General features: G+C 71.1%; 24 protein-coding genes. 9 read left to right on the top strand and 15 right to left on the bottom strand.

Annotated features, from left to right (window positions below; translation table 11 throughout):
- Positions 1-12 precede the first annotated feature (12 nt).
- Positions 13-1,278 (top strand): MFS transporter, encoded by a 1,266-nt coding sequence (locus ACGFW5_RS27115; RefSeq protein WP_393836897.1) that lies wholly within the window; start codon positions 13-15, stop codon positions 1,276-1,278.
- A gap of 94 nt (positions 1,279-1,372) precedes the next feature.
- On the opposite strand, the gene glgX is transcribed toward ACGFW5_RS27115, so the two are convergent.
- Entirely contained in the window at positions 1,373-3,493 is a 2,121-nt protein-coding gene (glgX, locus tag ACGFW5_RS27110; protein WP_393836896.1) for a glycogen debranching protein GlgX, read from the bottom strand.
- A 340-nt stretch (positions 3,494-3,833) separates the two neighbouring features.
- Here glgX and ACGFW5_RS27105 point away from each other — a divergent pair, with 340 nt between their 5' ends.
- The gene (locus ACGFW5_RS27105; RefSeq protein WP_393836895.1) at positions 3,834-5,069 is read left to right on the top strand and encodes an SAV2148 family HEPN domain-containing protein; all 1,236 of its coding nucleotides are present in this window, start codon (positions 3,834-3,836) and stop codon (positions 5,067-5,069) included.
- Between the two features lie 110 nt (positions 5,070-5,179).
- On the top strand, positions 5,180-5,902 hold the full coding sequence (locus ACGFW5_RS27100; protein ID WP_393836894.1) for a 3'-5' exonuclease: 723 nt from the start codon (positions 5,180-5,182) through the stop codon (positions 5,900-5,902).
- A gap of 38 nt (positions 5,903-5,940) precedes the next feature.
- Here ACGFW5_RS27100 and ACGFW5_RS27095 read toward each other — a convergent pair whose 3' ends face one another.
- Positions 5,941-6,855, bottom strand: a complete 915-nt coding sequence (locus ACGFW5_RS27095; protein WP_393836893.1) for a phosphotransferase enzyme family protein — start codon at positions 6,853-6,855, stop codon at positions 5,941-5,943.
- Between the two features lie 144 nt (positions 6,856-6,999).
- On the opposite strand from ACGFW5_RS27095, the gene ACGFW5_RS27090 reads away from it, so the two are divergent.
- The 4 genes from ACGFW5_RS27090 to ACGFW5_RS27075 all read left to right on the top strand — a co-directional run bounded on the left by ACGFW5_RS27090 (position 7,000) and on the right by ACGFW5_RS27075 (position 11,067).
- A complete protein-coding gene (locus ACGFW5_RS27090; RefSeq protein ID WP_393836913.1) occupies positions 7,000-7,905 on the top strand; it encodes a carbohydrate ABC transporter permease in 906 nt (301 codons plus the stop codon).
- Positions 7,902-8,741: a carbohydrate ABC transporter permease gene (locus ACGFW5_RS27085; protein WP_393836892.1), complete on the top strand. Its 840-nt coding sequence runs from the start codon at positions 7,902-7,904 to the stop codon at positions 8,739-8,741. Before ACGFW5_RS27090 ends, ACGFW5_RS27085 begins: the two co-directional genes overlap by 4 nt.
- Positions 8,741-10,051: an ABC transporter substrate-binding protein gene (locus ACGFW5_RS27080; protein WP_393836891.1), complete on the top strand. Its 1,311-nt coding sequence runs from the start codon at positions 8,741-8,743 to the stop codon at positions 10,049-10,051. Before ACGFW5_RS27085 ends, ACGFW5_RS27080 begins: the two co-directional genes overlap by 1 nt.
- A 458-nt stretch (positions 10,052-10,509) precedes the next feature.
- Entirely contained in the window at positions 10,510-11,067 is a 558-nt protein-coding gene (locus tag ACGFW5_RS27075) for a DUF1697 domain-containing protein (RefSeq protein ID WP_393836890.1), read from the top strand.
- 26 nt (positions 11,068-11,093) lie between these two features.
- Here the strand turns inward: ACGFW5_RS27075 and ACGFW5_RS27070 are convergent, their stop codons facing one another.
- The gene (locus ACGFW5_RS27070) at positions 11,094-11,945 is read right to left on the bottom strand and encodes an aldo/keto reductase (RefSeq protein WP_393836889.1); all 852 of its coding nucleotides are present in this window, start codon (positions 11,943-11,945) and stop codon (positions 11,094-11,096) included.
- 172 nt (positions 11,946-12,117) lie between these two features.
- On the opposite strand from ACGFW5_RS27070, the gene ACGFW5_RS27065 reads away from it, so the two are divergent.
- Positions 12,118-12,750: a DsbA family protein gene (locus ACGFW5_RS27065; protein ID WP_393836888.1), complete on the top strand. Its 633-nt coding sequence runs from the start codon at positions 12,118-12,120 to the stop codon at positions 12,748-12,750.
- Between the two features lie 108 nt (positions 12,751-12,858).
- Complete coding sequence (locus ACGFW5_RS27060; protein ID WP_393836887.1) at positions 12,859-13,434, top strand: TIGR03086 family metal-binding protein; 576 nt, start codon at positions 12,859-12,861, stop codon at positions 13,432-13,434.
- Between the two features lie 163 nt (positions 13,435-13,597).
- Here the strand turns inward: ACGFW5_RS27060 and ACGFW5_RS27055 are convergent, their stop codons facing one another.
- From ACGFW5_RS27055 to ACGFW5_RS27000, 12 genes are all read right to left on the bottom strand, one after another.
- Positions 13,598-14,338: a sirohydrochlorin chelatase gene (locus ACGFW5_RS27055; protein WP_393836886.1), complete on the bottom strand. Its 741-nt coding sequence runs from the start codon at positions 14,336-14,338 to the stop codon at positions 13,598-13,600.
- A 7-nt stretch (positions 14,339-14,345) separates the two neighbouring features.
- Positions 14,346-15,236: an ABC transporter permease gene (locus ACGFW5_RS27050; protein WP_393836885.1), complete on the bottom strand. Its 891-nt coding sequence runs from the start codon at positions 15,234-15,236 to the stop codon at positions 14,346-14,348.
- The gene (locus ACGFW5_RS27045; protein ID WP_393836884.1) at positions 15,223-16,017 is read right to left on the bottom strand and encodes an ABC transporter ATP-binding protein; all 795 of its coding nucleotides are present in this window, start codon (positions 16,015-16,017) and stop codon (positions 15,223-15,225) included. Before ACGFW5_RS27045 ends, ACGFW5_RS27050 begins: the two co-directional genes overlap by 14 nt.
- A 45-nt stretch (positions 16,018-16,062) precedes the next feature.
- Complete coding sequence (locus tag ACGFW5_RS27040) at positions 16,063-17,175, bottom strand: aliphatic sulfonate ABC transporter substrate-binding protein (RefSeq protein ID WP_393836883.1); 1,113 nt, start codon at positions 17,173-17,175, stop codon at positions 16,063-16,065.
- 239 nt (positions 17,176-17,414) lie between these two features.
- Positions 17,415-18,764 carry a sulfate adenylyltransferase subunit 1 gene (locus ACGFW5_RS27035; protein ID WP_393836882.1) on the bottom strand — a complete coding sequence of 450 codons (1,350 nt, stop codon included), beginning with the start codon at positions 18,762-18,764 and terminating at the stop codon, positions 17,415-17,417.
- A gap of 1 nt (position 18,765) precedes the next feature.
- On the bottom strand, positions 18,766-19,701 hold the full coding sequence (gene cysD / locus ACGFW5_RS27030; protein ID WP_393836881.1) for a sulfate adenylyltransferase subunit CysD: 936 nt from the start codon (positions 19,699-19,701) through the stop codon (positions 18,766-18,768).
- Positions 19,698-20,243 (bottom strand): adenylyl-sulfate kinase, encoded by a 546-nt coding sequence (cysC, locus tag ACGFW5_RS27025; protein ID WP_393836880.1) that lies wholly within the window; start codon positions 20,241-20,243, stop codon positions 19,698-19,700. The genes cysD and cysC overlap by 4 nt, the downstream gene beginning before the upstream one ends.
- A 32-nt stretch (positions 20,244-20,275) precedes the next feature.
- A complete protein-coding gene (locus ACGFW5_RS27020) occupies positions 20,276-20,977 on the bottom strand; it encodes a phosphoadenylyl-sulfate reductase (protein ID WP_393836879.1) in 702 nt (233 codons plus the stop codon).
- Complete coding sequence (locus tag ACGFW5_RS27015; RefSeq protein WP_393836878.1) at positions 20,974-21,153, bottom strand: hypothetical protein; 180 nt, start codon at positions 21,151-21,153, stop codon at positions 20,974-20,976. Before ACGFW5_RS27015 ends, ACGFW5_RS27020 begins: the two co-directional genes overlap by 4 nt.
- Positions 21,150-22,847 (bottom strand): nitrite/sulfite reductase, encoded by a 1,698-nt coding sequence (locus ACGFW5_RS27010; RefSeq protein ID WP_393836877.1) that lies wholly within the window; start codon positions 22,845-22,847, stop codon positions 21,150-21,152. Before ACGFW5_RS27010 ends, ACGFW5_RS27015 begins: the two co-directional genes overlap by 4 nt.
- Before the next feature lie 114 nt (positions 22,848-22,961).
- Positions 22,962-23,045 carry a putative leader peptide gene (locus ACGFW5_RS27005; protein ID WP_310591794.1) on the bottom strand — a complete coding sequence of 28 codons (84 nt, stop codon included), beginning with the start codon at positions 23,043-23,045 and terminating at the stop codon, positions 22,962-22,964.
- Between the two features lie 179 nt (positions 23,046-23,224).
- Positions 23,225-23,788 (bottom strand): GNAT family N-acetyltransferase, encoded by a 564-nt coding sequence (locus ACGFW5_RS27000; protein WP_393836876.1) that lies wholly within the window; start codon positions 23,786-23,788, stop codon positions 23,225-23,227.
- Positions 23,789-23,810: the final 22 nt, after the last annotated feature.

The following is a 23,810-nucleotide window of genomic DNA, read 5'->3' as shown; positions in this document are numbered from 1 at the left end:
TAGCTTCGCCTGATGGCCGGATCCCTCCAGACCTACCGCAAGGTGCTCGCCCTGACCGGGCCGGTACTTCCCGTCCTTTCCTTCCTCGGGCGACTGCCGACCGCCATGTGCCAGCTCGGCAGTGTGCTCCTCGTCGCGGAAACCAGCGGGAGCCTGGCGACCGCCGGGCTCGCCGGCGGCGCGCTCGCCGCCGGGCAGACCGTCTCGGGACCGCTCCTGGGGCGCGCCGCCGACCGGTACGGACAGCGGCCCGTGGTGCTGGCGGCGGCGCTCGCCAATGCCGCCGCCGTGACCGGCCTGGTGCTGGCCGCCCTCTCCCACCTCGCGACCGGCCCGCTGGCCCTGCTGGGCGCCCTGGCGGGCGCGAGCGTCCCCCAGGTCGGCCCGCTCGCCCGGAGCAGGACCGTCGCGCTGGCACACCGCGCGGGCGCCGACGAGCGGACCGTGGCCGGCGCGCTGTCCTTCGAAGGCACCCTGGACGAGGTGTCGTTCGTCCTCGGGCCCGCCTTCGTGGGGCTCGCCGCCGCCCTCGCCCACCCGGCCGTGGCCCTGCTGCTCGCGGCGGCGCTGCTCGCCGTCTGCGGCACGGCCTTCGCCCTGCACCCGACGGCGCGTCAGGTGTCCACCGCGCGCCGCACAGGCGCCCCGCGCACCGGGCTGCCGGGCGCGGTGTACGCCCTGCGCGCCACGATGGTCCTCCAGGGCGCCATGTTCGGCGCCTCGCAGGCAGGCATCACCGCGCTGACCGAACAGCTCGGCCGGCCCTCGCAGACCGGGCTCGTCTACGCGGCCATGGGGGTGATGAGCGCGGCCGCGGGGCTCGCCATGGTCGCCGTGCCCGAACGGCTCGCCCTCGCGGCGCGGTGGCGGATCGCCACCACGGCGCTGATCGTTCTCTCCGTGCCGCTGCTGTTCGTCGACACCCTGGTGGGTCTGTACGCCACGGTGGTCGTGCTCGGCGTGGCCTATGCGCCGCACCTGATCACCGTGTTCGGCCTGACGGAGCGCCTTGTCCCGGCGGACCGGCTCGCGGAGTCGATGGCGTTCTTGACGAGCGGCATCGTGGGCGGTCAGGCGCTGGCGCTGGCCCTGTCGGGACGGCTCGCCCAGGACCACGGCGCGGTGGCCGCGTTCGCCGTCATGGTGGTGGCGGGGACGCTCTGCGCGGTGTGCTCCTGGTCCGTGCGCGGCCTCGGGGGCCGGCGGCCCGGCGCGGCCGCCACCGACGTCGTCACACGCGGCGGCGCGGCGGCCGCGAAGACCCCGGTCGACGGCTGACGGGTCGGTGGTCGCGTTCATGGTCCCCACTGTGCCGGAGCCCACTGACAAGTGAACTCCGGCGCAGGTCAGAGCCGTTGGGGCGGCCTTGGAGTCATGCGGGCCGCCGCAGCACCGTGAGGCTGCGTCCGATCAGCGTGATCCGCCCGCCGGCCGCCACCTTCGGGCCATCGCCCGGTGGCACCCCTTCGGGGCGGGCGGTGTCCACGACCACCTGCCACTGGCGGCCGTGGTTCACCGGCACCACGAAGTCCAGCGTCTCGGCGCTTGCGTTGAACATCAGCAGGAACGAGTCGTCGCTGATCCGCTCGCCGCGCGGCCCCGGCTCCGAGATCGCGTTCCCGTTGAGGAACACCGACAGCGCCTTCGCGTTCGCCGACTGCCAGTCCCGGTCCGCCATCTCCTCGCCCTCGGGGGTGAACCAGGCGATGTCGGAGAGCTCGTCGTGCGTGCCCTGGACCGGGCGGCCGTGGAAGAAGCGCCTGCGCCGGAAGACCGAATGGTCCCGGCGCAGCCACACCATGGCCCTGGTGAACTCCAGGAGCGTGCCCTGCGGATCGTCATCGGGGTCCGGCCAGTGCACCCAGGACAGCTCGTTGTCCTGGCAGTACGCGTTGTTGTTGCCGCCCTGGCTGCGGCCGAACTCGTCGCCGTGACTGATCATCGGCACGCCCTGGGACAGCATCAGGGTGGCGATGAAGTTGCGCATCTGCCGGGCGCGCAGCTCCCGCACCCCTTCGTCGTCGGTCGGGCCCTCCGTGCCGCAGTTCCAGGACCGGTTGTGGCTCTCGCCGTCGCGATTGCCCTCGCCGTTGGCGTCGTTGTGCTTGTCGTTGTACGAGACCAGGTCGTTGAGGGTGAACCCGTCGTGACAGGTGTGGAAGTTGATCGAGGCGAGCGGCCGCCTCCCGTCGTCCTGGTACAGGTCGGACGACCCGGTCAGCCGGCCCGCGAACTCGGCGAGCGTACGGGGCTCGCCGCGCCACAAGTCCCGTACGGTGTCACGGTACTTGCCGTTCCACTCGGTCCACAGCGGCGGGAAGTTGCCCACCTGGTAGCCGCCCTCGCCCACGTCCCACGGCTCCGCGATCAGCTTGACCTGGCTGACCACCGGGTCCTGCTGGACCAGGTCGAAGAACGACGAAAGCCGGTCCACCTCGTGGAACTGGCGGGCCAGGGTCGCGGCGAGATCGAAGCGGAAGCCGTCCACATGCATCTCGGTCACCCAGTAGCGCAGCGAATCCATGATGAGTTGCAGGACGTGCGGGGACCGCATCAGGAGGCTGTTGCCGGTGCCGGTGGTGTCCTCGTAATAGCGCTGGTCGTCGGCGAGACGGTAGTACTGCGCGTTGTCCAGGCCCCGGAAGGAGAGGGTGGGCCCGAGGTGGTTGCCCTCCGCCGTGTGGTTGTAGACGACGTCGAGGATGACCTCGATGCCCGCCTCGTGCAGCGCCCGCACCGCCTGCTTGAACTCCAGGACCTGCTGGCCCCGGTCGCCCCAGGACGCGTAGGCGTTGTGCGGCGCGAAGAAGCCGATGGTGTTGTAGCCCCAGTAGTTCGACATGCCGGCGTCCACCAGCCGGTGGTCGTTGACGAACTGGTGCACGGGCATCAACTCAAGAGCTGTCACCCCCAGTTGGCTGAGGTGTTCGATGACGGCGGGGTGGGCCAGGGCCGCGTAGGTGCCGCGCTGCTCCGGCGGGAGCTCCGGATGGAGCATGGTGAGGCCCTTGACGTGCGCCTCGTAAAAGACGGTGTGGTGGTAGTCGGTGCGGGGCGGCCGGTCGTCGCCCCAGTCGAAGAAGGGGTTGACCACCACCGAAGCCATGGCGTGCGGCGCCGAATCCAGGTCGTTGCGGCTGTCGGGGCGGCCGAAGTGGTAGCCGTAGACCGCCTCGTTCCATGCGATCGTCCCGCTCATGGCGCGCGCGTACGGGTCGAGCAGCAGCTTCGCCGAGTTGCAGCGATGACCCTCCTGCGGCTCGTACGGGCCGTGCACCCGAAAGCCGTACCGCTGTCCCGGCAGCACCCCGGGCAGATAGGCGTGGCGTACGAAAGCATCGGACTCGCGCAGTTCGACGGCGGTCTCCGAACCGTCGTCGTGCAGCAGACACAACTCGATCCGACGGGCGGCCTCGGAGAAGACCGCGAAATTGGTCCCGGCGCCGTCGTACGTGGCGCCGAGTGGGTAAGCCTGTCCCGGCCACACCTGCATGGGCAAGACTCTTCCACTTCCGCTCGGGGTACTGGGGGACTGTTCGGCCAGATCCTCCTGAAAGCCAGATCCTCCCTGAAAAGACGACGGTCACCCAGGACGTCCGCGTGCGCCAACGGGTGACCCGGCTCCGGCGACGCGGGCAAGCGCTATGAATCCGCTCACCCCGACAGATAGTGCCCACCAGAACAGGCCGTATCCTCCGGCGAGTTGGCAAACTCGACTCGGCATCGGGCTGCACCGCCTCCCGCTCCCGGAGTACCCTTCCTTGATCGTTGAAGGGTGCGCGGGGCGGGTTCGGCCCGCTCGGGTTTGCCGGGGGGCGGAAGGCGGTGCGCGGGTGAGCTCGGGAGGCCTTGAGCTGCCCCCTGGTGACACGGGTCATGAGGGGGAGTCCGGCGACATCCCACCCGGAGCGGTCTCCCTGGCGCGCCCGATGGAGATCGGCGCCGAGCTCGACTGGGGCGCCGACGCCTGGAGCGAGGTGCGTACGCGCGCGCAGCGGGCCGGGCGCGCCTACATCTGGCTGAACCTGGTGGAACAGCGGCTGCGTGCCGTGGTGGCCGCCGTGCTGCGGCCGATCTACGAGCCGGTCCACGGCGACGACTGGGTGGTCGCCGCAGCGGGACCGGCCGGCCAGGAGTGGGTGCAGCGGGCCGTCGCGGTGCGCGAGGTCTCACGCCGCAAGGGCTATCTGCTCGACCCCGCCGACGACAACGTGCTCAGCTTCCTCACGCTGCCTCAGCTGCGGGAGCTGATGGTGCAGCACTGGCCCTGCTTCGAGCCGTACGTGGACGACCGGCGCGATGTCGAACTCGCCCTGGACGAACTGGAAGTGGCGCGCAACGTCGTCTCCCGCAACCGCGCCCTGAACGAGGCGGTGCTGGCCCAGGCGGAACGCGCCTCGGCGCGGCTCCTGGACGTCCTCGGCGGCGGCAGCGGGGCCCCGGCCGCGCACCGCCTGCCCATCGACGCCGTGGAGGACCTGGTCGGGGACCGGTACGCCGACGTCGTCTCCGTCCACTCCGACCGGGTGCGCCTCCAGCGCCAGCTGCCCGCCGAGGACCTGTTCGGGAACGCCCGCCGCCTCGACGCGATAGGCATCGGCCTGAACCTGCTGGTGCAGAACTACTCGGGCCGGCGCCTGGTGCGGCTCGCCGAGTCGGGCTGCCGCATCCGGCTGCTCTTCCTGAACCCGGCGAGCAGCGCGGTCAAGCGGCGCGAGCGGGAACTCGGCCTGAAGAAGGGGGAGTTGAGCCGGTCGGTCGAGATGAACATCCTGCACATGCGGCGGGTGCGGGCCCGGCTGCGCGATCCGGGAGCCTTCGAGATCCAGGTCTTCGACGAGACGCCGCGCTTCACCGCCTATCTGGTGGACGGCGACGGGGCGGACGGTCTGGCGGTCGTCCAGTCCTATCTGCGCCGCGCGCGGGGGATGGAGGCGCCGGTGCTGGTGCTGCGCGGCGGCGGGCGGCGGGGGGTGGTGCGGCAGGGCCAGGACGTGGAGCACGGCCTCTTCGAGACCTACCGCGAGGAGTTCGAGTCGGTCTGGGTTGATTCGCGCCCTGTGTCCTGAAGGGCGAGGGTGCTTCCTCCGGCGCATTCCGGCCGCGCGGCCGATTGTCAGTGCCGCGTGCGAGGGTGGTCGTCAACTGGGGGAAAGCACCACGAAGGAGGGGCAGCAGCATGAGCTGGCACCTGGAGCCGCTGGTCGGCTTCGACCTGGAGACCACGGGCACCGAGCCGCGCGAAGCGCGCATTGTGACGGCCGCGATCGTCGAAGTGCGGGGCGGTGACGTGGTGCGCCGGCACAGCTGGCTCGCGGATCCGGGGATCAGGATCCCGGCCCAGGCCTCGGCGGTCCACGGCATCAGCAGCGAACGGGCGGCGGCGGAAGGACGGCCGGCCCCCGAGGTGGCCGACGAGATCGCCGACATCCTGACCGCCCACTGGCGCGGTGGCGTGCCGGTGGTGGCCTACAACGCGGCGTTCGATCTGACGCTGCTCGCCGCCGAGCTGCGCCGCCATCGACTGCCCTCGCTCACCGACCGGCTGGGCGGCGCGTCCGTGGGCCCCGTCGTCGACCCGTACACGATCGACCGCTCCGTGGACCGCTACCGCAAGGGCAAGCGCACCCTCGAAGCGGTGTGTGCCGAGTACGAAGTGGCCCTGGAGGCCGCGCACGACGCGGGGGCCGACGCGCTGGCGGCGGCCCTGCTCGCCGGGGCGATAGCCGAGCGCCACCCGCTGGTGGCGCGCCTCGAACCGGCGGAGCTGCATGAGCGTCAGATCCACTGGTACGCGCAGTGGGCTGCGGACTTCCAGCGCTTCCTGCGCGAGAAGGGCACCGCCGACGCGGTGATCGACGGAGCCTGGCCGCTGCGTGAGCTGACGCCCGCCCAGGGCTGAACTCCCGGACGCCGCACGGCCGCTCGGGCCCCGGCGCCTCAGAACGGGTACCAGCGCACCTCGGGGTCCTCGTCGCGCAGGGAGGCGACGCGGCGGCGGAACTCTTCGCGTGCCTTCGGGTTGGCCGGAGCGTGCTGGGCCACCCAGGCGCAGCTGGCCGTCTCCCGGGCGCCGCGCAGGACCGCGCAGCCCTCCCATGTACGCACGTCCCAGCCGTAGGCGGTCACGAACGCGTCGTACTGCTCGGCGGGCAGGCCGTAGCGGTCGCGGGACAGGGCCATGACGACCAGGTCGTGCTCGCGGAAGTCGAAGGAGAAGGTCTCCAGATCGACCAGGACGGGCCCTTCGGGCCCGATGTGCACATTGCGGGGGAGGGCGTCGCCATGGATGGGGCCGAGCGGCAGGCGCGGAGTGAGCGCGGCGGACGCGGACGCGAAGCCGTCCCTGCGGGCCCGCAGATAGGCCGCGTCGTCCGGGTCGATGGCCTCGCCCGCCAGGCGTAGCCACCGTTCGACACCGCCGAGCAGGTCACGTCGGGGCAGCGGGAAGCCGGGCGCCGGCAGGGCGTGGACATGGCGCAGCAGGGCGGCCAGATCGGCCGGCTCGGCCGGGCGTTCGGCGGCGGGCAGCCGGTGCCACACCGTCAGGGGGTGGCCCTCGACGAGCCGCGGCTTCGGCTCGGCGGCCCGCACCGCGGGCACGGACGCCTCGGCAAGCCAGGCCGCGATGGTCATTTCGCGTGCGGCGCGCTCAAGAAGCTCCGGATGGTGCGTGGCGTCGCGGCCCACCTTGACGACGAGGCCGCCTTCCGTCGAGTTCGCGGCGGCGCCGGGCAGGGCGAAGACCGCGTTCTCGCCGAGCGCGAGCAGTTCGGCCTCCGCGGCCCCGGGCAGCGCGCCGGGATCGTCGTGTGCCGCCGCGGCCAGCAGTCCGCGTGCCCGTGCCTCGTCCATGGTCGTCTCCCGGTGGTGATTCAGGTGCCGGTCAAGTCTCGCATTCACGCAGGTCGTCTTGACGAATGGATTGACCGTCAGCACGATGACGGGGGCTGTTCGGCCTTACTGGACAAAGGGGTGGAAAAAGTGACATCCGCGGTCGTGCGGGCACGGTCGACCACCACAGATCCGTCGAACAGACCCGCAGGCGGCGCCTGGTTCCTCGTGCTGCCCGCACTCATCCCCATTCTGGTGCTCAGCGTGGGCCCGCTCCTCTACGGCATCGCACTCGCCTTCACCGACGCCCAGTCCGGCCGCACCACCTCCACCCAGTGGACCGGCCTGCTCAACTTCCAGGACCTGGCGCACGACGGGCTGTTCTGGGAGTCGTTCAGAATCGGGCTGCTGTGGGCGGTCGGTGTCACCGTGCCGCAGTTCCTGCTGGCACTCGGGCTCGCCCTGCTCCTCAACCAGCCGCTACGGCTGCGGTGGCCGGCCCGGGCCCTCGCGATCATCCCGTGGGCCATGCCGGAGGTCGTGGTCGGCATCGTGTGGCGCCTCGTCTACCACCCGGACGCGGGCGTCCTCAACGAGACCGTCCGCGACCTGGGCCTCGGTGACGGACGGGACTGGCTGACCGGTCTTGCCACCGCGCTGCCCGCCGTCATCGTCGTCGGCGTCTGGGCGGGCATGCCGCAGACCACGGTCGCCCTCCTCGCCGGCCTCCAGAACACCCCGCGGGAGCTGCACGAGGCCGCGGCCATCGACGGGGCCGGTGCCTGGCGCCGCTTCCGCGCCGTGACCTGGCCCGCCCTGAAACCCGTGGCGCTCGCCATCACGGCCCTCAATCTGATCTGGAACTTCAATTCCTTCGCCCTGGTCTATGTGCTGACCAACGGCGGCCCCGGCGGCCGCACCCGGCTTCCCATGCTCTTCGCCTACGAAGAGGCCTTCCGCTACGGGCAGTTCGGATACGCGGCGGCCATGGGCTGCGTCATGGTCGCGGTGATCGCCGTCTGCCTCTCCCTCTTCCTCGTGGGACGCCTCAGGGAAGGGGGCGGCGCATGAGCACGCGGACCACGACATGGGGGCGCGCGGGACAGTACCTGGCGCTCCTCGCCTATCTGGTCTTCCTGGCCTTTCCCTTCCTGTGGCTGATCTCCACCGCCTTCAAACCGGCACGCGAACTGGGATCGCTCCACCCCACCTGGATCCCCAGGCATCCCACGCTCACCAACTTCCGCCAGGCCTTCGACGAACAGCCCCTGCTCCACGCCGGACTGAACAGCCTGATCGCCGCCGTCTCGGCCGCCCTCATCGCGGTGGTGATCGCCACGCCCCTGGCCCATGTGATGGCCCGCCACCGTGGCAGGCTCGCGGCCGCCGCCACCGGCTGGGTGGTGATCAGCCAGGCGTTCCCCTTCGTGCTGCTGATCATCCCGCTCTTCCTCGTCCTCAAGAACCTGCATGCGATCAACTCGCTGGGCGGTCTGGTCATGGTGTACGTGGTCTGGTCGCTGCCGTTCGCGCTGTGGATGCTGAGCGGTTACGTACGCGCCGTGCCCACGGAGCTGGAAGAGGCTGCCGCCGTCGACGGTGCGGGGCGGCTGCGCACCCTCGTGTCGGTCACCGCGCCCCTGCTCGCCCCCGGGATCGTGGCCACCGGCCTGTTCGCCTTCATCACGGCCTGGAACGAGTTCTTCTTCGCGCTCGTTCTCCTGAAGACCCCGGAGAAACAGACGCTGCCCGTCGTCCTCACCCACTTCCTCGGCGCGGAGGGAGCCGCCGACCTCGGCCCCCTCGCGGCCGCCGCCTTCCTCGCCACCCTGCCCTCCCTGCTGATCTTCGCGATCATCCAGAAGAGGATCACCGGCGGCATGCTGACCGGGGCGGTGAAGAGCTGATGCGCACCGGCCGGCCGTCCCGGCGCAGCCGCCTGCTGAGCGTGGCTGGCGCCCTGGCCCTGCTGGCGCCGCTGCTCGCCGGATGTGCGGGCGGCGGACCGGACGACGGGGGAGTGATCAGGCTCCGCTTCCAGTCCCTCGCCTGGCAGAAGGAGTCCGTCGCCGCCACCAAGAGCCTCGTGGCGCAGTGGAACACGGCGCATCCGGGCATTCAGGTCCAGTACGTACAGGGCAGTTGGGACACCGTCCACGACCAGCTGCTCACCGCCTTCGAGGGCGACGAAGCGCCGGACATCATCCACGACGCATCCGACGACCTGGCCGATTTCGCCCACGGCGGCTACCTCGCGGACCTGAGCGGCCTGCTGCCGCGGCGGCTCAAGGACGGCATCCCGGCCCGGAGCTGGGACACGGCCACCTTCGGTCCGGGCGTGTACGGAGTGCCGTTCCTCCAGGAACCGAGGGTGCTCATCGCCAACGCGAAGCTCCTCAAGTCCTCGGGGGTGCGCATCCCCACCCCTGAACAGCCGTGGAGCTGGGCCGAGTTCCGGCAGGTCACGAAGGAGCTGAGCGGCGAGGGGAGGTACGGAGTGGCCTGGCCGCTCAAGGAGCCCGTCTCGGCCACCCTCAACCTGAGCCTGTCCACGGGCGGCCGGCTCTTCACGCCCGAGGGCGACGGCAGGACGAAGGTGGAGTTCACGTCCGGCGACGCGACGGTCCCCGCCACCATCCGCGACCAGGTCAACACCGACAAGAGCGCCGCGCGCAGCGCCCTGGGCATGGGCGGCTCGGACACCCTTCCCGGCTTCTTCGGCGGCATGTACGCGATGGTGCCGCTCGGGTTCTCCTACCGTCAGCAGATCGTCCAGCAGGCGCCGCCCGGCTTCCAGTGGACGGTACTGCCGCCGCCGGCCGGGAGTGCCGGCCTCGATCAGGGCGTCAGCCCCCAGACGCTGTCGATCGCCCAGGACAGCCCGCATCGCAAGGAGGCCGCGGAGTTCATCGACTTCCTGCTGAGCCCGGCGAACATGGTCCGCCTGGCGAAGGGCGACTGGATGCTGCCGACGGGAACCGACGCCCTCAAGGACCCGGCGCTGCACACCCCGGACAACGGCTGGGCGACCGGTGCGGCGCTCGCCCCGCATCTGCGCTCGGCGCCGGCGCAGTCCGTGCGGGGCTATCCGGAGTGGAAGGACAAGGTCGCCACCCCGGCACTCCAGGAGTACTACAGCGGCGCCATCGACGCGGCCGCCCTGCGCAAGCGCCTGGTCCAGGACGGAAACCGAGTGCTCGCCCGCTACCAGCGCTGAGGGCACCACCGTCCCAAGGCTCCAGGAACCCTGCCCCGACAGGGCGGCGGATGCGCCGAGTTGACCCCCCGTGGCCGGTATCGCATGGCGGAAACCTGTTGGGTAGGTCACAGCTGCCGGAAGCCCTTGATCTGAGCGCGTCAATCCGCGAGGGTTTCGAACCAACCCCGGAGGGATCCCCTCCGGTAGGTGGCCCCCATCGAGGAGTGACGAGGAGACCCCTCTCCATGGCACCCCACCCAGCGCGCGACCACCGGCCGGCACTCCACCGCGCGTCAGGTCACCCCGGACAAGCTGTTGACGGTCGTCGAGCAGACACCGTTCGGCAGCATGGAGCGACGGCCCCCGCGCCCATCCCCCACGGGGGCGCGGGGGCCGTCCCAGGTTGCGTCCGCCCCGTCCCGCCCGGCCGGCGGGCGAACGACGCCTACGTCGAAGACACTCCCTAGGCTGGGCCCATGACGACGACGTACGCCGCTCTTCTGCGCGGCATCAATGTGGGCGGGGCCAAGAAGGTTCCCATGGCCGAGCTGCGGACGATCCTCGGCGACCTGGGCCACAGTGGCGTGAAGACGTATCTCAACAGCGGCAACGCCGTCTTCAGCAGCGACTCCCGCGACCAGGACGTGCTCGCCGCGGAACTGGAGGCCGCCATCGAGGCGCACTTCGGGTTCTCCGTGGCCTGCATGGTGCGCGACGGTGCCTATCTGCGCTCCGTCCTTGAGGCCTGCCCCTTCCCGGCCGAGAAGCTGGCGGGCAAGCAGCTGCACGCCACCTTCTTCGCGGGCCCGCCCGTCACCGCCGAACGCTTCTCCGCCATCGACCCGGCGGCCTACCTCCCCGAGGAGTTCCGGCTGGGCGACCAGGTGCTCTATCTGTACGCGCCCCAGGGTCTCGGCACGTCACAGCTCGCCGCCGCCCTCGCGCGGCCCGGGCTGCTCAAGGGGGTCTCCGCCACCTCCCGCAACTGGAACACCGTCAAGGCGCTGGTGGAGATGACGGCGGCGGGCGCCTGAGGAAGCGCCCCCGTGCGACGGCACGCTCAGGACGGTTCAAGCGCCTCCAGCTCACCCAACTCGGCGTCCGAGAGCCGGATGTGAGCGGCGTCCAGGTTCTCGTCCAGATGCTTCAGTGAACCCGTGCCCGGCGTCGGGCACAGGACGGGGGAGCGGTGCAGCAGCCAGGCCAGGGCGATCTGGCCTGCGCTCGCACCATGGCGGTGCGCGATCCGGCCGAGGGCGGCCGCACCGTCCCCCGCGAGGGCGCCGTTGGCCAGCGGGAACCAGGGCAGGAACGCCAGGCCGTGTGCCTCGCACAGGGCGAGGACCCCCTGCGCCTCCCGGTCCAGGAGGTTGAAGCGGTTCTGCACCGAGGCGATGGCGGTCAGTCGCAGTGCCTGCTCGACCTGGTCCACGCGGACGCTGTCAAGACCGATGTGCCGGATCTTGCCCTGCTGCCTCAACTCGTCGAGGGCGCCCAGCTGTTCGGCCATCGGGACGGCGGGGTCCAGCCGGTGCAGCTGGTAGAGGTCGATCGTCTCGACCCGCAGCCGGCGCAGGCTCGCCTCGCACATGGCCCGCAGCTGCTCGGGCCGCCCCGCGATGTGCCAGGAGCGCTCGTCCGTGCGTACGACACCGCCCTTGGTCGCGATCACCAGCCCGGCCGGATAGGGGTGCAGTGCCTCCGCGACCAGTTCCTCGGCCAGACCGGGGCCGTAGTTGTCGGCGGTGTCGATCAGTGTGACGCCTCGCTCGACGGCCCGCCGCAGCACGGCCGGCGCGTCCGCACAGTCGCCGCGCGGGCCCCAGTAGCCGGGACCGGTGAGCTGCGCGGTGCCGAATCCGAGGCGCCGCACGAGCTGTTGTCCGCCGAGCGGGAAGGTCTCAGAGATCATGGCGGGACCGTACCCGAGCAGCCATCGCCTTCCGGCCCCGCCGCCGCGCCGACCTGCGCGGAGACCGGGACGTCCGACGGATCGGCCGACGCCGCCCGACAGCGAAGTGGCCCAGTGGATACCGCCGCCAATGGCCCATGAGCGAGGGCCACTGCACGGATAGGCTCGGCGCATGACGTACACCACGAAGGACTCCGCACAGCGCACCACCGTCGACTTCTACTTCGACCCGGCCTGCCCGTTCGCCTGGATCACCTCGCGCTGGATCCTTGAGGTCGAACGCCACCGTGACATCGACCTGCGGTTCCGGCCGATGAGCCTCTACCTCCACAACATCGGCAACGACCTGCCCGACTGGTACCGGGACCTCATCGACCGGTCGATCGGCCCCGTCCGGGTCGCGGTCGCGGCCGCCGAGGCGCACGGCGAGGGCGTGCTGCGCGACCTTTACACGGCCTTCGGCACCCGCGTCCACCAGGAGAAGAACCAGGACTTCGACGAGGTGATCGCCCAGTCGCTCGCGGAGCTCGCGCTGCCCGCCGCGCTCGCCGACGCCGCCCACGACGCGGCGTACGACGAAGCCGTGCGGCGCAGCCACGACGCCGGCAAGGACCCGGCCGAGGACGGCTACATCGGTACGCCCACCCTGCACCTGGACGGCAATGTCTACTTCGGCCCGGTGCTCAGCTCGATCCCGCGCGGCGAAGAGGCGGCCCGGCTCTTCGACAGCGTGCGCACGCTCGCGGCGTACCCCGACTTCTTCGAGCTCAAGCGGGTCAGGACGGGGTCCCTCAGCTTCGACTGATGCCCGCCCGGCCGCCCGTCCGGCCGCGGCGGAGGCTGTCGCGTTTCTTCAATACCGGCACGGCGGCGACGGGGGAGGCTTGAGCACCTGAAGAGGGAGGCTTGAGCCATGAAGAACGAACACCGTGCCATGACCGAATGTGTGGCGGAGGCCGCCCGCATCGCGCGGGGCGTCACTCCCGGGCAGCTCGCCGGGCCCACCCCCTGCGGGCAGTGGGACGTGCGGACGCTGCTCAACCACTGGATCGTCTACACCTCGCACGGCCTGGAACACCGGGCCCTGCGCACGGCGCTCCCCGACGAGCTCACCGCACGCGACTTCACCGCCGACGCGGACTGGGCCGAGCAGTACGCGGCCCAGCTTGAGCGGGCCGTCGCCGCCTGGGCCGACCCGGCGGTGTGGGAGGGCGAGATCGACCTCGGCGGGACCGCGATGCCCGCCGTGGAGATCGCCGCCATGCTCATCGAGGAGCTGGCGCTGCACGGCTGGGACGTCGCGCGCGCCACCGGCCAGGAGATGCGCCTCTCGCCGGAGTCCGCCGATTTCGTGCTGCGGGCGGTCGAGCAGAACGCGGAGATCTACCGCCAGTACCAGGGCTTCGCCGACCCCGTGGAACTGCCGGCCGCCTCCACTGTGGAGCGCGCCCTTGCGGCATCGGGCCGCGACCCGCGCTGGACCGCGTGACCAGCAGGCCGCGAAGGGCATGTCCCGCGTGATCGGCGGCCTGTCCCCGGCGACGCCCCGCACCTCCTGCACCTTCACCGTCGCGGGGCCGTCACCGGGGCGGGCGACGGGCCGGAACGGCCGTCCGGGCCACCACGGACGGGAATTGACGGAGTGTCAGGTCTCAGGCGCTCAGCGCGGGCACGTTCGCCCGCATCCGGGCCTCGTCGTAGCGCAGAAGGAGGAGGCGCGCCAGCTCGGGCGCCGCGCCGAGCACGTCGGCCAGTACGTCGGCCCGCGCCGCGCCCCGGGCGATCCGGTCGGGCAGGAAGCCGGGCGCGACGACGTACGGGGCGACGGCGACGCGCCGCACGCCCATGGCCCGCAGTTCCCGTACGGCGTCTTCCGTACGGGGCAGAGCCGCGGAGGCGAACGCAGGCCGCACGGCGCACCAACCGGTGTGCCGCAGCTCCCGCGCGATTTCAGCGATCACTGCGATCGCCTCCGGGTCGGTGGAGCCCGCCGAGGCCAGGACGAGCCCGGTCGAGCTTTTGTCGGCGGGGTCGAGCCCCGCCTCGTACAGCCGCCGCTCCAGGGTGTCGAGCAGCAGCGGCGAGGGGCCAAGGACCTCCGCGAGCCTGATGTTCAGGCGCGCCGGAGCCCGGTGGAGCACCGCGGGGATGTCCGCCTTGGCGTGGAAGGCGCGGGTCAGGAGCAGCGGCAGGGCCACCACGTCCCGTACGCCTTCACCCGCGAGCCGGTCCAGGACCTGGGGGACCGACGGCGCGTTGAAGTCGAGGAAGCCGGTCTCCACGCGCAGGCCCGGCCTCGCCGCACGGACCCGCCGCACCAGGGCGTGCACGGTCGCGGCGTGCCGGGGATCGCGGCTGCCGTGGGCGATGACGAGGAGGACCGGACGGTTCACGGGCGGCTCAGCCCCTCACGAGCAGGCCGCGGCCGCGCAGCACGCGGCGCTCCAGCGGACTGAAGATCAGCAGGTCGATGGCGATGCCCACGACCAGGATCAGGAAGATCGCGAGGAAGATGCCGGGCATGTCGGAGTTGTTGCGGCCGTTCTCCAGCAACTGGCCGAGCCCCAGCCCGAGGTCGGGCGAGGAGGCGATGATCTCGGCGGCCATCAGCGAACGCCAGGAGAAGGCCCAGCCCTGCTTCAGACCGGCGAGATAGCCGGGCAGCGCGGCCGGCATCAGGATGTGCCAGGCGCCCCGCATCCCGGTCGCGCCGAGCGTGCGGCCGGCCCGCAGATACAGCGGGGGCACCTGGTCGACACCCGACACGAGCCCGTTGGCGATCGAGGGGACCGCGCCGAGCAGGATCACCGCGTACATCATCGAGTCGTTCAGGCCGAGCCACAGCACGGCCGGCGGGACCCAGGCCACTGACGGCAGCGACTGGAGCCCGGACAGGATCGGGCCGATGGCCGCGCGCACGAACGTGACCCGGGCCACCAGCAGACCCAGCGGCGTGCCGATGGCCAGGGCGAGCAGGAAGCCGAGCAGGCCGCGCGAGACGCTGGTCCACACGATGTCGAACAAGGTGCCCTGGAGCCACATGTCCCGCAGGCTCGACCACACCGCGGCCGGCGCCGGCAGCTTGTAGGAATCGGTGACCTTCGCCGAGACCAGGACCTGCCACACCACCAGGACGAGCGCGACCGCGGTGAGCGGGGGCAGGACCTTCTTGACCACCACCTCGCGCAGCGGGGTGCGGTGACTCTGCACGGTTTCGAGCGCGTCGAGCCCCGCTTCGAGGCTGCCGAGCCCGGGGGAGTCCTTGGCGTCGGTGGTCTCAGTGCTGGCCATGTCGGCGGATCTCCCCACGCAGTTGTTCAGTGATCTCGACGGAGAGTTCCGCCACTTCGGCGTCCTCGATACGGCGCGGCTGGTCGATGTCGACCGTCCACTCGTGGGCCACCCGGCCGGGCCGCGAGGAGAGCAGCACCACGCGCTGCGCGAGCCGGACCGCCTCGCGCACGTTGTGCGTCACGAACAGCACGGACAGGTTCGTCTCGCGCCAGATGCGGGTCAGCTCGTCGTGCAGTACGTCGCGCGTGATGGCGTCGAGCGCCGCGAACGGCTCGTCCATCAGGAGGAGTTGGGAGTCCTGGGCGATCGCCCGGGCCATCGCGACGCGCTGGCGCATGCCGCCGGACAGCTCGTGCACGCGCTTGCCGTACGCGCCCTGGAGGCGGACGAGCGCGAGCAGTTCATCCGCACGCCCGCGCCGCTCGTTCTTGGGCACCCCGCGCAGCCTGAGGGCGAGTTCGATGTTCTTGCCCGCGGTCAGCCACGGGAAGAGGGCGTGCTCCTGGAACATCAGGGCGGGCCGGCCGCCCGGTGTCTCGATGGTGCCCGCGGTCGGCGCGTCCAGGCCCGCCACCAGGTTGAGGAGCGTCGACTTCCCGCACCCGGAGGCGCCGAGCAGGGTCACGAACTCGCCCGGTGCGACATCGAGCGTGATGTCGTCGAGGACGAGCTGCGGCCCCGCGGGACCGTTGAAGGACTTCGAGACGTGCCCGATCCGGGCGGCGTGCTCGTGCGCCGCCGCCGTGCGGTCCGTGGCCTTGACGAGTGCGGTGGCCATGGTCGTCACCTCCTGGGAAACCTGTGGAACCGGCTGGATGGGGGACTACTTGACGCCGAGGCCGGCGTCGCCGACCTCGGGCCTGCCCAGGGACGTGAGGACCTTGTTGAGCGGGGCCAGGTCGTAGATGCCCTTGAGGTCGGGCTTCTTGAGGAGTCCGGCCTGCTCCGCGTGGTCGGCCTGCGCCTGGAGGCTGGCCGCCAGCGGGTCGTCCAGGGCCTTGATGGACTTCCAGGCCGGGTCGATGACGTCCGCCGGAAGCTCCTTGCCGGAGAGCTTCTTGAGCGCGGCGTTGGCCGAGGCCTTCGCCTGCTCGGAGTGGGAGTTGATCCACTCGTTGGTCTTCACCGAGCCGCGCAGGACCGCCTCGACGACGTCGGGGTGCGCCGTGAGGAACTTCTGCGACACGATGATGTTGGTGATCACGAACTGGTGGTCGGGCCACAGGTCGGACTCGTCGATCAGCACCTTGCCGCCCTCGGAGACCAGCTTGGACGCGGTCGGCTCGGGCACCCAGGCCCCGTCGATCGAACCCGATCTGAAGGCGTCCGGGGTGATCTTGTTGTCGCTGCGGACCACGTTGACGTCGCCCTTGCCGCTCTGCGGGTCGACCTTCCAGCCCTTGCCGGACAGCCAGTTGAGGAACGCCACGTCCTGGGTGTTGCCGAGCTGCGGCGTCGCGATGTTCTTGCCCTTGAGGTCGTCCAGCGTCTTGACCTTGTCCGGGTCGACCACCAGCTTCACCCCGCCGGACGCCGAGCCGCCGATGATGCGCAGGCTCTGTCCCTTGGACTTGGTGTAGCCGTTGATGGCGGGCGACGGGCCGATCCACCCGATGTCGATCGAGCCCGCGTTCAGGGCCTCGATCTCGGAGGGCCCCGCGTTGAACGTGGACGTCTTGAGAGCGGTTCCCCCCAGCTCCTTCTGGAACAGGCCCTCCTGGACCCCGACCAGCGCCGTGGCGTGGGTCAGGTTCGGGAAGTAGCCGATCTTCACCGAGTCGGCGGAGAGCTTCTTGCCGCCGGGGACGGGCGCGGCCCTGCCGGCGTCGTCCTTGGCCGCGGCGGAGCCGTAGCCGCACGCCGTGAGCGCCCCGAACAGCAGGGTCACACTGGCGGTGGCGGCGAGGCTGCGCCTCAGGAGGGAGCTGGCAGGCACGGGAGGGTTTCCTCTCACGGGCCCGGCGCTCACGTCCCGGGGAGTGTCAACTCCGGGACGGGGCCGGGCGGTCGGCGGGTCTTCGGTGCGGGGGCGGGTGCCGGTGGTGCATCCTGGCGCGCGAGCGGTGCGCGTACGTCATCGCGCACATCGGGCCACCCCGCCCTGGCCGCTGCCGAGGGCGCCGCTGCCGACGCGGCCGCCCTCCTTCGCGAAGGTCGAGTAGACGTCGTGGTTCATCAGAAGTCCCAGCCGTCCTCGTCCGCGACACTGGCGAGGGCCTTGTGGGTGGCGAACGACTCGCCCGCCATGCCGGCCGCGAGCGTGGTGCCGTCGGCCGGGTCGATCAGGAGGAACGATCCGGTGCGGCGCGAGTCGGCGTAGGAGTCGAGCGCGAGCGGTTCGGCGGTGCGGACCTTCACGCGGCCGATGTCGTTGGCGACGAGCTGGCCCGGGTCCGGGTGCTGGGAGAGGTCGTCCAGGGTGAGCCGGGACGGGATCTCCTTGACGATCGCCTTGACCGTGCGGGTGGTGTGCTTGAGCAGGACGCGCTGACCGACCGTCAGGGGCTGGTCGGCCACGTGGCAGACGGTCGCCTCGATGTCCTGGCTGGTCGCCGGGGCGTCCCCGCTCGGCACGATCAGGTCGCCGCGCGAGATGTCGATGTCGTCGGCGAGGAGAAGGGTGACGGACTGCGGCGTCCAGGCGATGTCGACGGACTCGCCCAGCAGGTCGATCCCGGCCACGGTGCTCGTACGCCCCGAAGGGAGCACGGTCACCGGCTCGCCGACCCGGAACGTACCGGCGGCGATCTGACCCGCGTAGCCCCGGTAGTCGGGCAGCTCGGGGGTCTGCGGGCGGATCACGTACTGCACGGGAAGCCGGGCGTGGCACGAGGTCAGGTCGTGGCTGACCGGGACCGTCTCCAGGTGCTCAAGGACGGTGGGTCCGCCGTACCAGTCCATGTTGGCGCTGGGCTCCACCACGTTGTCACCGGCGAGCGCCGAGATCGGGATCGCGGTGATCTCCGGAACGCCCAACTCGCTCGCGTACGCCGTGAATTGCTCGGCGATCGTCGCGAAGACCTTCTCCTCGTACGCCACCAGGTCCATCTTGTTGACGGCGAGGACCACGTGCGGCACGCGCAGCAGCGCGGCGACGGCGGCGTGCCGGCGGGTCTGCTCGATGACGCCGTTGCGGGCGTCGACCAGGACCACGGCGAGGTCGGCGGTGGAGGCGCCGGTCACCATGTTGCGGGTGTACTGCACGTGCCCGGGGGTGTCGGCGAGGATGAACCGGCGCCGGGGGGTGGCGAAGTAGCGGTAGGCCACGTCGATGGTGATGCCCTGCTCGCGCTCGGCCCGCAGGCCGTCGGTGAGCAGCGCGAGGTCGGGGGCTTCCTGGCCGCGCTTGAGCGAGGCGGCCTCCACGGCCTCCAGCTGGTCGGTGAGGACCGACTTGGAGTCGTGCAGCAGCCGGCCCACCAGGGTGGACTTGCCGTCGTCGACGGACCCGGCGGTCGCGAAGCGCAGCAGGGTGGTGGCCGACAGGCCGGCCAGCTGCTTGGCGTTTTCGGCGGTAGTGCTCACTTTAGAAGTACCCCTCGCGCTTGCGGTCTTCCATCGCGGCCTCGGACATCTTGTCGTCGGCCCGGGTCGCGCCCCGCTCGGTCAGCCGCGATGCGGCGATCTCGGTGATGACGGCGTCCAGCGTAGTGGCGTCGGAGTCCACGGCGCCGGTGCAGGACATGTCGCCCACGGTGCGGTAGCGCACCATGCGGGTCTCCACCGTCTCCTGGCCCTTGGGCCCGCCCCACTCGCCCGCGGTCAGCCACATCCCGGACCGCTTGAACACCTCGCGCTCATGGGCGAAGTAGATCCCCGGCAGGGCGATGTCCTCGCGGGCGATGTACTGCCACACGTCCAGCTCGGTCCAGTTGGACAGTGGGAACACCCGCACGTGCTCGCCCGGCGCGTGCCGGCCGTTGTAGAGCTGCCACAGCTCGGGGCGCTGACGGCGCGGGTCCCACTGCGAGAACTCGTCCCGCAGCGAGAACACCCGCTCCTTGGCGCGGGCCTTCTCCTCGTCGCGCCGGCCGCCGCCGAACACGGCGTCGAAGCGGTGCTGCTGGATGGCCTCGGTCAGCGGCACCGTCTGGAGCGGGTTGCGCACCCCGTCGGGCCGCTCGCGCAGCTTGCCCGCGTCGATGTACTCCTGCACCGAGGCCACGTGCAGCCGCAGTCCGTGCTCGGCCACCACCCGGTCGCGGTAGGCGAGGACTTCGGGGAAGTTGTGCCCGGTGTCCACGTGCAGCAGCGAGAAGGGAACGGACGCCGGGGCGAACGCCTTCAGCGCCAGGTGCAGCATCAGGATGGAGTCCTTGCCGCCGGAGAACAGGATCACCGGCCGCTCGAACTCACCCGCCACCTCACGGAAGATGTGCACCGCCTCGGACTCCAGGGCGTCCAGATGGCTGAGCGCGTACGGGCTGTCGATGCCCTCGGTCACAGTGACGGCTGACGTCATGCCAGGCCCCTCTCGGTGAGCAGCGCAAGAAGCGCGGCCGCGGACTCCTGCACGGTCTGGGTGTGCGACTCGATCCGCAGATCGGGCGACTCGGGCTCCTCGTACGGGTCGTCGACGCCGGTCAGGCCGCTGATCTCGCCGGCCGCCTGCTGGGCGTACAGGCCCTTCACATCGCGTACGGAGCACACCTCGACCGGGGTCGCGACGTGCACCTCCAGATAGGCGGTGCCCTCGCTCTTGTGGCGCCCCCGCACCGCCTCGCGGCTGTCGGCGTACGGCGCGATCACCGGGACCAGCGCCTTCACGCCGTTGGCCGCGAGCAGTTCGGCGACGAAGCCGATCCGCTGCACATTGGTGTGCCGGTCCTCACGGCTGAAGCCGAGGCCCGCCGAGAGGAACGTACGGATCTCGTCGCCGTCCAGCACCTCCACCCGGTGACCGGCCGCGCGCAGCCTGCCCGCCAGCTCATAGGCGATGGTCGTCTTGCCCGCGCTCGGCAGACCGGTCAGCCAGATGGTGGCTCCCGCCTCCGTCACGCTCATCGAAGTCTCCTGATCGTTTTCCTGACGAACCGTCATACGTGCAGCCCGCACTCGGTCTTGTTGCGTCCGGCCCAGCGCCCGGCGCGCGCGTCCTCGCCCTCGGCGACCCGGCGGGTGCAGGGAGCGCAGCCGATCGAGGGGTAGCCGTCCATGAGGAGGAGGTTGGTGATCACGCCGTGCTCCGCGACGTACGCGTCCACGTCGTCCTGCGTCCAGCGCGCGATCGGCGACACCTTGACCTTCTGCCGCTTCTCGTCCCAGCCGACGACCGGGGTGTCCGCCCGGGTCGGGGACTCGTCGCGGCGCAGGCCGGTGGCCCATGCGGCGTACGAACTCAGGCCCTCCTCAAGGGGCTTGACCTTCCGCAGCGCGCAGCACAGGTCGGGATCGCGGTCGTGCAGCGCGGGGCCGTACTCGGCGTCCTGCTCGGCGACGCTCTGGCGCGGGGTCAGGGTGATGAGGTTGACGTCCATCACCTCGGCGACCGCGTCCCGGGTGCCGATGGTCTCGGGGAAGTGGTAGCCGGTGTCGAGGAACACCACGTCCACGCCGGGCATGGCCCGCGAGGCGAGATGCGCGACGACCGCGTCCTCCATGGAGGAGGTGACGCAGAACCGCTTGCCGAAGGTGTCGGCCGCCCACCGCAGGATGTCCAGGGGTGAAGCGTCTTCCAGGTCACGGCCCGCCTGTTCGGCGAGCGCCTTGAGGTCTTCGGCGGTCCGGGTGGCCGTCATATCGCTTCCCCTGCCCTGTGGTCGCGCGTCACTCCCCGGGCCAGCAGCCCGAGGAACTTCAGCTGGAAGGCCCGGTTGCACGCCGCGCATTCCCACGCGCCGTGGCCGGTCTCGTTGGGACGCAGGTCCTCGTCCCCGCAGTACGGGCAGTGGAACGGCGCCGCTCGCTCGCTCATGACAGGGCCTCTTCGCTCGCGCGCGCGGCCCAGGCCGCGAACCGCTCGCCCTCGGTGCGCTCCGCCTGGAAGCGCTTGAGGACCCGCTCGACGTAGTCGGGCAGCTCGGCCGATGTGACCTTCAGGCCGCGGACCTTGCGGCCGAAGCCGGCTTCGAGGCCGAGCGCGCCGCCCAGGTGCACCTGGAAGCCCTCGACCTGGTTGCCCGCGTCGTCGAGGACCAGCTGGCCCTTGAGGCCGATGTCCGCGACCTGGATGCGGGCGCAGGAGTTGGGGCAGCCGTTGATGTTGATGGTGATCGGCTCGTCGAACTCCGGGATGCGGCGCTCCAGTTCGTCGATGAGCGAGGCGCCGCGCGCCTTGGTCTCGACGATGGCCAGCTTGCAGAACTCGATGCCGGTGCAGGCCATGGTGCCGCGCCGGAACGGCGAGGCGTTGACCTGGAGGCCGAGCGATTCGAGGCCGGACACCAGCGACTCGACGCGGCTCTCCTCGACGTCGAGCACGATCAGCTTCTGCTCGGTGGTGGTGCGCAGGCGGCCCGAGCCGTGCGTCTCGGCGAGCTCGGCGATCTTGCTGAGGGTGGCCCCGTCCACGCGTCCCACGCGCGGCGCGAAGCCGATGTAGAAACGGCCGTCGTTCTGGCGGTGCACGCCGAGGTGGTCGCGCCAGACGTCCTTGGGCAGCTCGGGCGCGGGCCCGTCGACGAGCTCGCGCTTGAGGTATTCGTCCTGGAGGACCTGGCGGAACTTCTCCGGGCCCCAGTCGGCGACCAGGAACTTCAGCCGGGCGCGGTTGCGCAGCCGCCGGTAGCCGTAGTCGCGGAAGATCGAGATGACGCCCTCGAAGACGTCCGGCACCTCCTCCACCGGCACCCACGCGCCGAGCCGCACACCCAGCTTGGGGTTGGTGGAGAGCCCGCCGCCGACCCACAGGTCGAAGCCGGGGCCGTGCTCGGGGTGCTCGACGCCGACGAACGCGACGTCGTTGATCTCGTGCGCGACGTCCAGCTGCGGGGAGCCGGAGATCGCCGTCTTGAACTTGCGGGGCAGGTTGGAGAAGGCCGGGTTGCCGATGAAGCGGCGGTGTATCTCGTCGACGGCGGGGGAGCCGTCGATGATCTCGTCCGCCGCGATCCCGGCGACCGGCGAGCCGAGGATGGTGCGCGGGGTGTCACCGCAGGCCTCGGTGGTGGACAGGCCGACCGCTTCGAGCCGGTTCCAGATCTCCGGGACGTCCTCGATGCGGATCCAGTGGTACTGGACGTTCTGCCGGTCGGTGAGGTCGGCGGTGCCGCGCGCGAACTCCTGCGAGATCTCGCCGATCACCCGCAGCTGCTCGGTGGTCAGCCGGCCGCCGTCGATGCGGACACGGAGCATGAAGTACTCGTCGTCCAGCTCCTCCGGCTCCAGGATCGCCGTCTTGCCGCCGTCGATGCCCTGTCGGCGCTGGGTGTAGAGCCCCCACCAGCGCATCCGCCCGCGCAGGTCGCTGGGGTCGATGGAGTCGAAGCCGCGCTTGGAGTAGATCGTCTCAATGCGTGTCCGCACATTGAGACCGTCGTCGTCCTTCTTCACCTGCTCGTTGCCGTTGAGGGGCGTGAAGTGGCCGACGGCCCACTGGCCTTCACCACGGTGACGGCCCGGTTTGCGGCGGGGCGTCGTGGGGGCAGGGTTCTCTGGGCTGGCAGCCATGGCATATGTCCTTCGGGACTGCAGGAGGGCGGCTCTGAGCTGCACACTCGCGCTTCGGCGCGGTGGTGCGCAGTCAGGGAAAGAGGGAGAGGGTTCGCGGCGCTGCTGGAGGCGTCAGCGTGCCGGACAGATGGCGCTGGACATGCGGCCGAGGTCGACGTGCCGCCGACTCACCAAGGCAATTCCAGTTCCAGACATGACGGAAGCGTGTCACGGGACTTTGGACCCAGTCCACCACTATCCAATATGTGGACAATAGTGTCCCGAATCGCGAGACGGTGTGTTCCGGGTCACGGAACGGGCCGGGTGTCCGGGCCTCTTGGGGAGCCGCCCACCGGACGCGGACGCCGGCTCGCCCGCGGGGTGCGGACACCGCCTCAGAACGCCCCCGGCCAGGGCCCCGGCGCCGAAGCGGGCTCGGCCTGCTCCTCCTTCGTGTCGAAGAGCTTGAAGCCGCGCCGCAGATAGTTGTCCATGGCGTGCTCGCCGTCCAGCGAGCAGGTGTGCAGCCACACCCGCTCGGTGGCGGGCAGCCCCGGCCAGCGCTCGGCCAGGTCCCAGGCGCGCCGGATCCCGTACGTCAGGAGGTGACCGCCGATCCGCCGGCCGCGGAAGGCAGGGATCAGGCCGAAATAGACGATCTCGACCGAGCCGCCGGGCTGCGCCGCCAGCTCGACGTAGCCCGCGGGCGTCCCCCGCTCGTAGGCGACCCAGGTCTCCGTGCCGGGCGTGCCCAGCTCCCGCTCCCACTCGGCGTACGTCATGCCGAGGCGGTCGGTCCACTGGATGTCGCCGCCGACCGCGGTATAGAGGAAGCGGCTGAACTCCGGCGAGGGGACCTCGGCGCGCACGACCGTGACATCGCGGGACGGCTCGGCCGCCGGGCGCAGATCCGCGGCCGATGTCTGCTCCAGGGACCAGGTGGTGAGGGTGATACTCATACGGCCAGGCAATCATGCGGCC

Origin of the sequence: Streptomyces sp. NPDC048416, from assembly GCF_043200435.1 — a bacterium.
Lineage (GTDB): Bacteria > Actinomycetota > Actinomycetes > Streptomycetales > Streptomycetaceae > Streptomyces.
This window is presented reverse-complemented; position numbering and strand designations above follow the sequence as displayed.

Coding starts and splice junctions, on each gene's coding strand:
- cysC (WP_393836880.1), bottom strand. CDS start 20,243: ATGAGCGTGACGGAGGCGGGAGCCACCATCTGGCTGACCGGTCTGCCG.
- ACGFW5_RS27095 (WP_393836893.1), bottom strand. CDS start 6,855: ATGGACGAGGCACGGGCACGCGGACTGCTGGCCGCGGCGGCACACGAC.
- ACGFW5_RS27020 (WP_393836879.1), bottom strand. CDS start 20,977: ATGACGGCCACCCGGACCGCCGAAGACCTCAAGGCGCTCGCCGAACAG.
- cysD (WP_393836881.1), bottom strand. CDS start 19,701: ATGACGTCAGCCGTCACTGTGACCGAGGGCATCGACAGCCCGTACGCG.
- ACGFW5_RS27080 (WP_393836891.1), top strand. CDS start 8,741: ATGCGCACCGGCCGGCCGTCCCGGCGCAGCCGCCTGCTGAGCGTGGCT.
- ACGFW5_RS27015 (WP_393836878.1), bottom strand. CDS start 21,153: ATGAGCGAGCGAGCGGCGCCGTTCCACTGCCCGTACTGCGGGGACGAG.
- ACGFW5_RS27005 (WP_310591794.1), bottom strand. CDS start 23,045: ATGTCTGGAACTGGAATTGCCTTGGTGAGTCGGCGGCACGTCGACCTC.
- ACGFW5_RS27010 (WP_393836877.1), bottom strand. CDS start 22,847: ATGGCTGCCAGCCCAGAGAACCCTGCCCCCACGACGCCCCGCCGCAAA.
- ACGFW5_RS27070 (WP_393836889.1), bottom strand. CDS start 11,945: ATGATCTCTGAGACCTTCCCGCTCGGCGGACAACAGCTCGTGCGGCGC.
- ACGFW5_RS27050 (WP_393836885.1), bottom strand. CDS start 15,236: ATGGCCAGCACTGAGACCACCGACGCCAAGGACTCCCCCGGGCTCGGC.
- ACGFW5_RS27060 (WP_393836887.1), top strand. CDS start 12,859: ATGAAGAACGAACACCGTGCCATGACCGAATGTGTGGCGGAGGCCGCC.
- glgX (WP_393836896.1), bottom strand. CDS start 3,493: ATGCAGGTGTGGCCGGGACAGGCTTACCCACTCGGCGCCACGTACGAC.
- ACGFW5_RS27100 (WP_393836894.1), top strand. CDS start 5,180: ATGAGCTGGCACCTGGAGCCGCTGGTCGGCTTCGACCTGGAGACCACG.
- ACGFW5_RS27000 (WP_393836876.1), bottom strand. CDS start 23,788: ATGAGTATCACCCTCACCACCTGGTCCCTGGAGCAGACATCGGCCGCG.
- ACGFW5_RS27085 (WP_393836892.1), top strand. CDS start 7,902: ATGAGCACGCGGACCACGACATGGGGGCGCGCGGGACAGTACCTGGCG.
- ACGFW5_RS27065 (WP_393836888.1), top strand. CDS start 12,118: ATGACGTACACCACGAAGGACTCCGCACAGCGCACCACCGTCGACTTC.
- ACGFW5_RS27075 (WP_393836890.1), top strand. CDS start 10,510: ATGACGACGACGTACGCCGCTCTTCTGCGCGGCATCAATGTGGGCGGG.
- ACGFW5_RS27045 (WP_393836884.1), bottom strand. CDS start 16,017: ATGGCCACCGCACTCGTCAAGGCCACGGACCGCACGGCGGCGGCGCAC.
- ACGFW5_RS27115 (WP_393836897.1), top strand. CDS start 13: ATGGCCGGATCCCTCCAGACCTACCGCAAGGTGCTCGCCCTGACCGGG.